7 protein-coding genes and 4 pseudogenes are annotated in these 9,921 nt (G+C 52.8%); 7 read left to right on the plus strand and 4 right to left on the minus strand.

Features of this window, described 5'->3' with window-relative positions; translation table 11 throughout:
• Positions 1–152 precede the first annotated feature (152 nt).
• Positions 153–1,395, plus strand: a pseudogene (locus tag ACI2KA_RS26385) (IS701 family transposase).
• A gap of 781 nt (positions 1,396–2,176) precedes the next feature.
• On the opposite strand, the gene ACI2KA_RS26390 reads toward ACI2KA_RS26385, so the two are convergent.
• Both ACI2KA_RS26390 and ACI2KA_RS26395 read right to left on the minus strand, forming a co-directional pair.
• Positions 2,177–2,785: an RraA family protein gene (locus tag ACI2KA_RS26390; RefSeq protein ID WP_404505403.1), complete on the minus strand. Its 609-nt coding sequence runs from the start codon at positions 2,783–2,785 to the stop codon at positions 2,177–2,179.
• A gap of 82 nt (positions 2,786–2,867) precedes the next feature.
• On the minus strand, positions 2,868–4,049 hold the full coding sequence (locus tag ACI2KA_RS26395; protein ID WP_404505404.1) for a pyridoxal phosphate-dependent aminotransferase: 1,182 nt from the start codon (positions 4,047–4,049) through the stop codon (positions 2,868–2,870).
• A gap of 964 nt (positions 4,050–5,013) precedes the next feature.
• On the opposite strand from ACI2KA_RS26395, the gene ACI2KA_RS26400 reads away from it, so the two are divergent.
• Complete coding sequence (locus ACI2KA_RS26400; protein ID WP_404505405.1) at positions 5,014–5,154, plus strand: hypothetical protein; 141 nt, start codon at positions 5,014–5,016, stop codon at positions 5,152–5,154.
• Positions 5,155–5,414: 260 nt separating this feature from the next.
• On the opposite strand, the gene ACI2KA_RS26405 is transcribed toward ACI2KA_RS26400, so the two are convergent.
• Positions 5,415–5,906, minus strand: a complete 492-nt coding sequence (locus ACI2KA_RS26405) for an Lrp/AsnC family transcriptional regulator (RefSeq protein WP_404505409.1) — start codon at positions 5,904–5,906, stop codon at positions 5,415–5,417.
• 209 nt (positions 5,907–6,115) lie between these two features.
• Here ACI2KA_RS26405 and ACI2KA_RS26410 point away from each other — a divergent pair, with 209 nt between their 5' ends.
• The 4 genes and pseudogenes from ACI2KA_RS26410 to ACI2KA_RS26425 form a co-directional block, all read left to right on the plus strand.
• The gene (locus ACI2KA_RS26410) at positions 6,116–6,895 is read left to right on the plus strand and encodes an ABC transporter substrate-binding protein (protein ID WP_404505406.1); all 780 of its coding nucleotides are present in this window, start codon (positions 6,116–6,118) and stop codon (positions 6,893–6,895) included.
• A gap of 10 nt (positions 6,896–6,905) precedes the next feature.
• Positions 6,906–7,574 carry an amino acid ABC transporter permease gene (locus ACI2KA_RS26415; RefSeq protein ID WP_404505407.1) on the plus strand — a complete coding sequence of 223 codons (669 nt, stop codon included), beginning with the start codon at positions 6,906–6,908 and terminating at the stop codon, positions 7,572–7,574.
• Between the two features lie 21 nt (positions 7,575–7,595).
• Entirely contained in the window at positions 7,596–8,360 is a 765-nt protein-coding gene (locus tag ACI2KA_RS26420) for an amino acid ABC transporter ATP-binding protein (protein WP_404505408.1), read from the plus strand.
• A 66-nt stretch (positions 8,361–8,426) separates the two neighbouring features.
• Positions 8,427–8,551: pseudogene (locus ACI2KA_RS26425) on the plus strand (IS30 family transposase); the annotation flags it as partial.
• A gap of 47 nt (positions 8,552–8,598) precedes the next feature.
• On the opposite strand, the pseudogene ACI2KA_RS26430 reads toward ACI2KA_RS26425, so the two are convergent.
• A pseudogene (locus ACI2KA_RS26430) lies at positions 8,599–8,808 on the minus strand (IS3 family transposase); the annotation flags it as partial.
• 73 nt (positions 8,809–8,881) lie between these two features.
• Between ACI2KA_RS26430 and ACI2KA_RS26435 the strand changes: the two are divergent.
• Positions 8,882–9,831 (plus strand): annotated as a pseudogene (locus ACI2KA_RS26435) (IS3 family transposase); the annotation flags it as partial.
• Positions 9,832–9,921: the final 90 nt, after the last annotated feature.

Below are 9,921 nucleotides of genomic sequence, written 5' to 3' on the forward strand. Positions count from 1 at the left end.
GCCGCTCTCTCTGTTTCGTGGTCTCAACACCACCTTTTTGGCACATTGCGATGCCGTTTGGGGAGGGCGGCAACCATCCCATCTACTTTGGCAGATTAATCGACGGTTAACGATGATCGGCCATCTTTGGCCCCTCAAAAGGGGTGCGGTGGATGGTGGAGCAGGATATTGCACTGGCGGATTGGCTGAAGCCGTTCGTTGAGAAGCTTGGTCACAAAAAGCGGCGGCATATGTGCCCGGTATATATTTCAGGCCTGATCGGACCGGGTGATCGCAAGAGTATCGAGCCGATGGCGGAACGCCTTGCGCCCGATCACTACGACCGTCTGCATCATTTCATCTCGGATGGGATTTGGGACGCCAGTCCGCTTGAGACGGAACTGGCTGTGCAGGCTGACAGAATAGTCGGAGCTTCAGACGCCTTTCTGGTGGTCGACGATACGGGTCTACCGAAGAAGGGTGATCATTCGGTCGGGGTCGCTCCGCAATATGCTTCGATGCTTGGCAAACGCGCCAATTGCCAGACGTTGGTATCGCTGACGTTGGCACGCGATGAGGTTCCCGTTCCGGTTGGTTTGCGACTGTTCTTGCCGGAAAGCTGGACCAGTAACCAAGATCGGATGGTGAAGGCAGTCGTCCCCGAGGAGATGCGCATATCCCGCACCAAGCCGACGATCGCGCTCGATGAGATCGACAGGCTGATCGCGGGGGGGCACCGTGCTCGCCAATGCCGGCTATGGTTTATCGGCCGCGTTTCGCCAGGGGCTCAGTGCACGCGGCCTCACATGGGCTGTCGGTATTCCCAAACATCAAAAGGTCTACCCCCATAATGTCGCCCTGACTTTTCCGGTTTCCGGTCATGGCAGACCGCGCAAGCATTCGATCCCCGACACCCTGTCGATGGCGGCCGAAACGATCCTGGAAGCATCCTCCTGGAAGAAGGTCAGTTGGCGTCGCGACACGAAAGGTCGCCTGACAGCGCGCTTTGCTGCGCTCCGCATTCGGATCGCTGATGGTAGTCCGCAACGTATCCTCGACAAGGGACAGCAGCATATGCCGGGCGAAGAGGCGTGGCTGGTGGGCGAATGGCGCTCGAACGACGAGCGCAAATACCATCTCTCCAATCTGCCGGCCGAAGCAACGTTAAAGCAGCTAGCAGCTGCCATCAAAGCCCGATGGGTCTGCGACCAGGCGCATCAACAAATGAAAGAAGAACTCGGCCTCGATCACTTCGAAGGCCGATCATGGCAAGGTCTGCATCGACACGCGCTGATGACAATGATCGCTTATGCCTTCCTGCAACATCAGCGCCTACACCAGGCCAAGCGGGAAAAAAAACCAAGAGGCACGGCCCGCCTAAACCGACACTGCCAGCCATCCGACGCGCGGTCATAAACACCCTCCTATCAACGTCAGTCCCAGAACGATGTCCGCACTGCAGAATCCGCTTCAGACCGCCAAAATGCATTCTGCCAAAGTAATGCTAGCCTCTCTATCCGGTCGTGTCGCGCAGTCGTTATCTACGTGCAAGGGGCTGTAATGTGCCCCATACCGTCTTTTTTATGGCGATGCCGAGAGGCCTGCAGTCATCGTGAACCAATAGTAGAACGTGCTTCTGGGAAGATCGACCATCTTGCCTCCGCCGAATGGAATGGGCCGGGGGAGGTGATGATGAAGCAATTCTTGTTACTGCCGGCTATCGGCTGGTGCGGTGTTTTTTGGTCAGATCCGGCTCATTGTGAGCTGGCCACGCTGCTATCTGCCCTTTATCACGTTCGATACCGGTGATGTTGAGCACCAACTACTCGAGTGATGGCTTTGATATCCCGCTTGCCGTAGTTCTCTTCACTCCGTTGATTTCCGAGCATACTCAAGTCTGAAATCACGGATCGACTAATAGTCGTCTGCGACAGGAAACCAAGAGATGCATGGCTGTCCCTGAGGAGCAGCTATGCCGTTTCTGCGTATGGCGGCAGAGGGATACTTCCTAAGATAAGGCGACCATCTCTGAAACACGAGATGGTCGACGCACTTTAGTAAACATGCGATGAGCGAAGAGTTTGCTTTAATGGGCCTAAAAGCCTTGCCATTAAAGATGACTTCCACCCTACAGCACTCAATCCTCCTTGGAGCTTGGTGCGTTTGGAAAGTGAAGCACCAAGGACTCGGCTCTCCATCACCTTGGAGTGAGGCCGAAGGTCTCGCATGCGGAAGTGCCCGTTTTCAAGCTATGCTTCCAGACATCTTCCTTCTTAAGTTTGGCATTGGCTGCATCAATGAAGACGTTGAGTTGTTCTGGACGCACGACAGTCAAGCCATCATCGTCTCCTATAATAATATCCCCTGGGAAGACAGTTGTTCCACCAATAAGGACCGGCACGTTCAACTGGCCGGCCGCCCCTATGCTGGGGCCTTGTGCAGCAATAAAACGGGAAAAGACTGAGAAATCTTCCCATTTTACAAGTTCGGCAGAATCACGCACGGCACCGTCACACACGATCCCGACAGCGCCTCGCTGGCGAGCATGCCCACATAGAATCTCGCCAATTAAAGCGCGATCTCGCAAAGCGCCACCGTCAATTACAAGAACGTCACCCTTGTTCAACAAGTCCAGGGCGCGGATCAGGACTCCGACATCATGCCCCTCGCATTTTATGGTCAGAGCTGGTCCAAATAGACGCGGCTGTTGACCTGCAGGACGCAGTGGCCTTATGGCGGGGTCTATGGAGCTATCGTGAATAATGTCGGCAACGACCGCAGAAGGAACTTGGCGCCAGCGCTCCATTTGGGAATCCTTTGAAATGTTCTGATTATTTATGGCGAGGTGTCTAATGTGACGTCTTCCATGAGATGCAATGAAAGAACCGTCAGTTGCTTCTTAGATATTCGCTTAAGCGGTTGATGCCGTCGTCCAGAGACGAAGGACTCGCTGCATAGCACCACCGTAAGAAGCCCTCTCCTTCCGGACCAAACGCTATTCCAGGTGCGAGACCAAGCTTAGCATCTTGGATCAACCTTTTGCAGTATCCAAGACTGTCCGTGAGGCCATCAATTTGGAAAAAGACGTACATTGCACCCTTCGGGACGGCGCCCACCCGAACTCCCGGTATCGTAGTGAGCCGAGATACGAGGTGATCGCGGCTAGATTTCAAACGACATGCCGTGTCTCGAATGAGCGCATCACCATTATTTAAGGCATAAAGCGCGGCCTTCTGTACAAAGACAGGCGAGCAGGCTGTGCTAAATTCAATCAATTTGCTGAGTTGATTGATGACCTCTGCCGGTGCCACGATCCAGCCCAGCCGCCAACCAGTCATTGACCAAGTCTTGGAGAACGAATTACAGCTGACAACCAAGTCGTCGTCAGCGCAGATATCCAGGAACGAAGGACTTATAGGACCGTCAAAGTAGTATCGTTCGTATACATCATCTGCAATGATCCAAATACCATGTGAACGGCAGTGCTCCAAGACGCGCTGTTGCTCTTCCTTGGACATTACCCAACCCGTTGGATTATTCGGGGAGTTGATCAGTACGGCCTTTGTTCCTGGAGTAAGTTCAGCCAGCAATTGATCAACATCTAAGCTCCAGCCTTGCGTGCGGAATTGAAGGCTGACCGTCGTAACTTCCGCGCCGAGAATTTTTGGCATCTCGACCAAGCTTGGCCAAACAGGGGTCACTGCGACTACTCGATCTTTGTAGTCAACAATACCGGTGATGACTGAGGACAGCGCAGCAGTTCCCGATGCAGTGATTGCGATGTTTTGACTGGTTCTAGCGCCATGCAGCTTCGAGACATAAGACGCGACCTCTTCACGCAAAGCTGGTATCCCGAGTGTCTGCACGTATTTTGTTTCGCGGAGTAAGAGTGAGTCGATTGCCGCTTGGCATATGGCTGAGGCGGTCGGCTCATCGGGTTCGCCGAACCAGAACGGAACCACGCCAGTTTCACCCATTGCTGAATTGGCCACCTCACGAATCTGCGAGGAGCGAAGGTGATTGACAGTATCTCGTATACGTAGTCGTGATACCTTTGCAACTCCAGACATGCATTCTCTCCTATCTGTTGCTGTGCTCTGTCACGAATGCCTAGTTCGCGCTGGACACAGCCAATCGTTGGCTTACTCCTCCGCACGACAGATCAGCGCCAAAGCCTTAATCTCGAATTAAACTATAGTTGCCGTGAACGCGCGTGTCTTAGCCTTAAGCGCGCGATATCGGCGAATTTTGCCAATTTTTGACGATAAGTGGCTACAAATAACGGAATTATGATAAAAACGAGCGGTTGCACCTCACGTGAAAAATCGTTGCCGCACCTTGTGATTGGCCTTGAGCAGCGATGCTGGCGCGATCAGATAACAGACTTCACTCAATTGCCACCGAACTATAGATTGATCAGCGGCAATATCGAATTTCTATTTGAGCGCGTTGTCCTGCTGCGCAAACAACAGACGAAGGGCGCCAAAGTGATACAGGCCGACCGATTGTACGCATTGGCTATATTGCAGCCTTTGGTATACTAAGGCATGTGGGGATTCACGAGTGTGAATCATGCTTTGGATGGATCGCTACGCTGCGACTGACGCCCAATGGGTTAGGAATGGCGTCACACTGTCTGGTGACCCGACCGGAATGGAAGTGACAATCGTCGGTCCATGGAAGCAGTGCTGTGGATTGTACGAACAGGCAGTCAGTAGCGGGCTCACCTGCTCAGTTCGACAACTGGCACTACCTTCCGGCGCTTCACGGACTGGCTCGGATGACGATGTTTTCATCCGGCTTTTCGAGGCATGCTCGGACGAGCAGGATATGGAAACACTATGGTTGATGCGACGATCGTGAAGGCTCACCGGCAGGGCAGGGCGAAAGAGGGGGGCTCAAAGCCAGGCCATCGGTCGTTCCAAAGGCCGCATGCCCCCCCAAAAAAATCCTCGCGCTCACCGACGTGCTGGGCAATCTGGTTCACCTCCATCTCATGATGGGCATCGCTTCGACACGGTGGGCGTTCCACCGTTGCTCGATGGCATCGAGTTTGGAAGCCTGATCGTCGACAAGGCCTCCATCGTCGCCGACCTCAATGCACGTGGTGCCAAGATCGTCATCTCACAGAATCCGCGTCGCGCCAGACCGATGCAGTTCGATCGCGAGCTCTAAGGTGGCACTATCTCATCGAAAACTTCTTTTGTAAGCTTAAGGAGTTCAAGTGCATCACCATGCATGCCTGCAATACAGACCGCAGCTTCTCTGGTGTGGCCTATCTCGCCGCTGCCGTTATCAATTCTCGATGAATCCCCACATGCCTTAGAAAAATGCCGTGAGTTGCTTGAAAATAGAGGATGTGTTGCCAGAGGCTTCAATTATTTGAAGAATGGAGGCGCATCCCTCCAAAAAAATATAGCCTCTGATCGACCTTGTCAGATCTGAGGCAATACCCTTGTTTTCTGTGATCGGAATTTGCCAGGCGCTGTTTCATAAGAGAAAGCGCTACGGATTGTGAAGCTAGACAAAACACTGGATACGCCAGGGAGGTGTGACAGAACCTCGGAATGGATTCGTTCAAATTCGTCAAGCCCATCAACTTCAACACGAAGAATGTAGTCGGACGCCCCGGTAATCAAAAAGCATTCCCGTATCTCTTCGCAGTGACGGACGGCTTCCTCGAAGCGTCGCATTGCATCACGCGACGGACTCGCGAGTTTTACCTGTATGAAAACTGGCTTCCCAATCTTTTCTACCGTTTTGTTGACGACGACAGTGTAGGCGCGGATAACGCCACTGTTTTCAAGTTCGCGTATTCTCCTAGCGCAAGCCGAAGCGGATAAGCCAATCCGCCGTCCTAAGTCCACGTTGCTTATCCTCGCATTCTTGCGTAACTCGTCCAAGAGGCGATGGTCGAATGTATCCATACTCACGAGAAATCTCCAAAAAATAATCGAATCTGGCAAACATCAGAGATATTAGCTCGATAAATTAACACATTGCTAGGAAAGCGCCAGAAGCTTCCGCATAGGATTCAACCGCCCGATGAGGCGTTTCTATGTCACTCCGTAGCCGTACCACGGTTGTAGCTGGTGGGATTCGGCAAGAGTTAGAAAACATAAAAGGGGATAAGAGGATGTGGAAGTTTACCTGTTTTTCGGTTTTGACAGGATCATTTATGCTGAGTTCAGCCGCTGCTGGAGAACTTAGTATCGCGGCATACACTGACAATGTGCCTTTTGCATTTGTAGATGGTGCCGGGACGTTGTCGGGGTTCGAAATCGATCTCGTTAAGCTCCTTGCGAAACGGATGGGAAAGACGCCGAATTTTACGTCGATGCCATTTAATAGCTTGTTTAATGCTGTGCAGTCCGGACGCGCAGACGTTGCGATGGGCACCGTCGCCGTCACAAAACAGCGGCTGGGCTCAGTGTCTTTCACTCAGCCATACTTCGATTCCAATCAGTGCGTGGTTACTTCGTCTAGAAGCACAATTGTGGGTCTTTCAGACCTGGCAGGAAAAGTGCTCTCAGTCGTGACCGGGAGCACAGGAGAAATCTGGGCCACTGCAAATCAAAAAGAAATGGGTGTCAGCGAAGTCAGACGTTATGATTCAACTAATGAGGCACTGCTGGACATCGCTACTGGCAGGGTCTCCGCTTATGTTTATGATTGCCCGAGCGCTGCATACTACATCAAAGACAAGCCTAGTTTTTCCATAGTGGCAACGATTCCTACAGTTGAGCAGTTCGCATTTATGGTTTCAAAAAACAGCCCAATCCTTGGCGAACTCAATTCTGCGATCGCGGAGTTGAAGAAATCCGGAGAGATAGCGGCGCTTTATGAGAAATGGCTCGGTATAAAAGCAGAAGAAGCATCGAGCACTGTTTCCGAAAAAGCTATTCCTAACCTTTAAGGAAGCATAAATGGATTTTTTATCTACGTTCTTGAATATGGATGTCCTTAGGTCATCTGGACCTATGCTTATAAATGGGCTTGTGGTCACAATACTATTAGGTACTGTCAGCTTGTTGCTGTCTATTGTAATCGGGCTTTTTTTGGTATTTATTCGATTGTACGCAATAAATCCATTGAAGATTCTCGCTGTTATCTACATAGATCTGTTTCGCGCTATCCCTCTTCTAGTATTGTTGGTGTTGATATACTTTGCTCTTCCATTCTTGGGGCCGAGATTGAGCTCATTCTGGGCAGCGGCAGCGGCATTATCCTTGGTCGCCGGCGCGTACATGGCCGAGACGTTCAGGGCAGGGATTGAGGCTGTACCACGTGGGCAATTTGAGGCTGCAAAAGCGCTCGGCTTTACTTGGCCAAAGCTAATGATCGACATTATTCTTCCCCAGGCGATGCGGATAGTCGTCCCTCCCGCAACTGGTATTGCTGTAGGTCTTGTAAAAGATACCGCTTTGGCTTCCGTCGTTGCTCTTCCTGATCTCCTGAAGCAAGCGACGCAGACGCAGGCCTTCTACGCCAATCCATCGCCGCTCATTGGCGCTGCGGCTCTGTACCTACTCCTGCTGGTCCCTCTTGTTCGAATTGTCGCGCTGCTTGAAGCCAAAAAGCTTCACCGAGCCTAGACGAATTTGTGAGTCTATATCATGACAAATAGCAATGAAAACTCGCATGCTTCAGACGCGATCATCCAGATATCGAAGCTTGAAAAACACTATGGCTCATTTCACGCACTCAAAGGTATCGATCTGACGATTAACCGTGGGGAAGTCGTTGCAATTTTGGGATCCTCTGGATCTGGAAAATCCACGCTGATCAGATGTGTTAACCTACTGGAGTCTTACACCTCTGGAAGGGTCGAAGTTGATGGGGTGCTGGTCCGAGAGGGGAAACATCTCGCAAAGGTTCGGGCGGAGGTCGGCATGGTTTTTCAGCAGTTTAACCTCTTTCCTCATATGACTGCTATACGTAACGTGTCCATTGCTCCTATTCGGGTTCGCGGACTTAAAAAAAGCGATGCAGAAGAGACATCCAGACGTCTTCTGGAGAGGGTAGGTCTTGGAGAGCACATGGAGAAATACCCTGATCAACTTTCGGGTGGGCAGCAACAAAGAGTAGCAATCGCTCGTGCATTGGCCATGGAACCGGAGGTGTTGTTATTTGATGAACCCACGTCGGCTTTAGATCCTGAAATGGTTGGAGAGGTCCTTGATGTTATCCAGAGCCTAGCAAAAACAGGTGTAACGATGGTTGTTGTTACGCATGAGATGTCGTTTGCCAGAAAGATTTCAGATAGAATTGTATTCATGGACCAAGGGCAGATTGTAGAACAGGCTGATCCGGAATCGTTTTTTCTCAATCCGCAGACTGAGCGCGCACGATTCTTCCTTCAGTCGGTCGGCAGGACGTAGGGCATTCCGACCTACGGCTAGGGTAAATTTAGTTGTCGCGCAGCGATCAGGGTGAATTGTGCCGTGATCGCCGCCGTCTCTCAGCGCGACTTGACCCGCCTTGCCCGCCACCTCAACGATCAACCGCGAAAATGCCTCGGATACAAAACCCGGCTGAGGTGTTCATGGCAAATTTGCAGGAAGAGGGGTAATCCCCTACCCTGCAAACCGGTATGATGCGCTTGGGGTAGGATGTCCAAACCCATGGCCTGTTTAGTGCTGCGGCTTTGAACTGGCGATTCACCCGGTCAAGCGGGCTCGGGGCTGCCTTATCCGAGAATGTCGTGCGGACCGGCTTTCCTCGAATGATCCCCTGCAGGCTCATCGACCTCATAAGCCGAGCGACCGTGCAGCGGGCGATGTCGTAGCCTTCGCGTTGCAACTGCCGCCAGACCTTGCGCACGCCATATGAACTGCACCCCCTTTCGACCGGACAGTCGGCATAAGCAGAAAGGCTCAAGCACGGGCTTGAGGACAGGCTTATGTCTAACGAGTATCGACATGTTGAATTGCTGACGGGTGATATCCGCCGCAGGCGGTGGACAACCGAGCAGAAGCTGACAATCATTGAGCAGAGTTTCGAACCAGGCGAGACGGTATCTTCGACCGCTCGCCGCCATGGCGTTGCGCCCAATCTGCTTTACCGGTGGCGCAGGCTCTTGAGTGAGGGAGGTGCTGCCGCCGTGGATTCAGACGAGCCGGTTGTCGGCAATTCGGAAGTGAAGAAGCTTGAAGACCGCGTCCGCGAGCTGGAGCGCATGCTCGGCCGCAAAACGATGGAGGTCGAGATACTCCGCGAAGCACTTTCGAAAGCAGACTCAAAAAAACGGATATCGCGGCCGATCTTGTTGCCGAAGGACGGTTCCCGATGAAAGCCGTCGCAGACACGCTGGGGGTGTCCCGTTCCAACCTCGTGGAGCGGTTGAAAGGCAGATCAAAGCCGCGCGGACCCTATCGGAAGGCCGAGGATGCAGAGCTTCTGCCCGCCATTCGCAGGCTGGTGGATGCTCGGCCGACCTATGGCTATCGGCGGATCGCCGCGCTCCTCAATCGCGAAAGGCGAGCCGCCGATCAGCCGGTCGTCAACGCCAAGCGGGTTCACCGCATCATGGGCAACCACGCCATGTTGCTGGAGAAGCATACGGCCGTTCGCAAGGGCCGCATCCATGACGGCAAGGTCATGGTCATGCGCTCCAATCTGCGCTGGTGCTCCGACGGTCTGGAGTTCACCTGCTGGAACGGCGAGGTCATCCGTCTCGCCTTCATCATCGACGCTTTCGACCGCGAGATCATCGCATGGACGGCTGTTGCCAATGCAGGCATCTCCGGCTCGGACGTGCGCGACATGATGCTGGAGGCAGTCGAGAAGCGGTTCGCAGCAACCCGAGCCCCGCATGCTATCGAGCATCTCTCGGACAATGGCTCGGCTTATACGCCGCCTCGCTGATCTCGACTCTTTGGCCTTCCCAAAACGCGATGAATCTGAATCTCTGGTGCAAACCGGAGGTTTGCGATGCGATCA

This window comes from Agrobacterium sp. NPDC089420 (assembly GCF_044900305.1).
GTDB lineage: Bacteria > Pseudomonadota > Alphaproteobacteria > Rhizobiales > Rhizobiaceae > Agrobacterium.

Excerpts from the sequence above, each read along its gene's own strand:
- ACI2KA_RS26390 (WP_404505403.1), bottom strand. The coding sequence starts at position 2,785 with ATGGAGCGCTGGCGCCAAGTTCCTTCTGCGGTCGTTGCCGACATTATT.
- ACI2KA_RS26395 (WP_404505404.1), bottom strand. The coding sequence starts at position 4,049 with ATGTCTGGAGTTGCAAAGGTATCACGACTACGTATACGAGATACTGTC.
- ACI2KA_RS26405 (WP_404505409.1), bottom strand. The coding sequence starts at position 5,906 with ATGGATACATTCGACCATCGCCTCTTGGACGAGTTACGCAAGAATGCG.
- ACI2KA_RS26410 (WP_404505406.1), top strand. The coding sequence starts at position 6,116 with ATGTGGAAGTTTACCTGTTTTTCGGTTTTGACAGGATCATTTATGCTG.
- ACI2KA_RS26415 (WP_404505407.1), top strand. The coding sequence starts at position 6,906 with ATGGATTTTTTATCTACGTTCTTGAATATGGATGTCCTTAGGTCATCT.
- ACI2KA_RS26420 (WP_404505408.1), top strand. The coding sequence starts at position 7,596 with ATGACAAATAGCAATGAAAACTCGCATGCTTCAGACGCGATCATCCAG.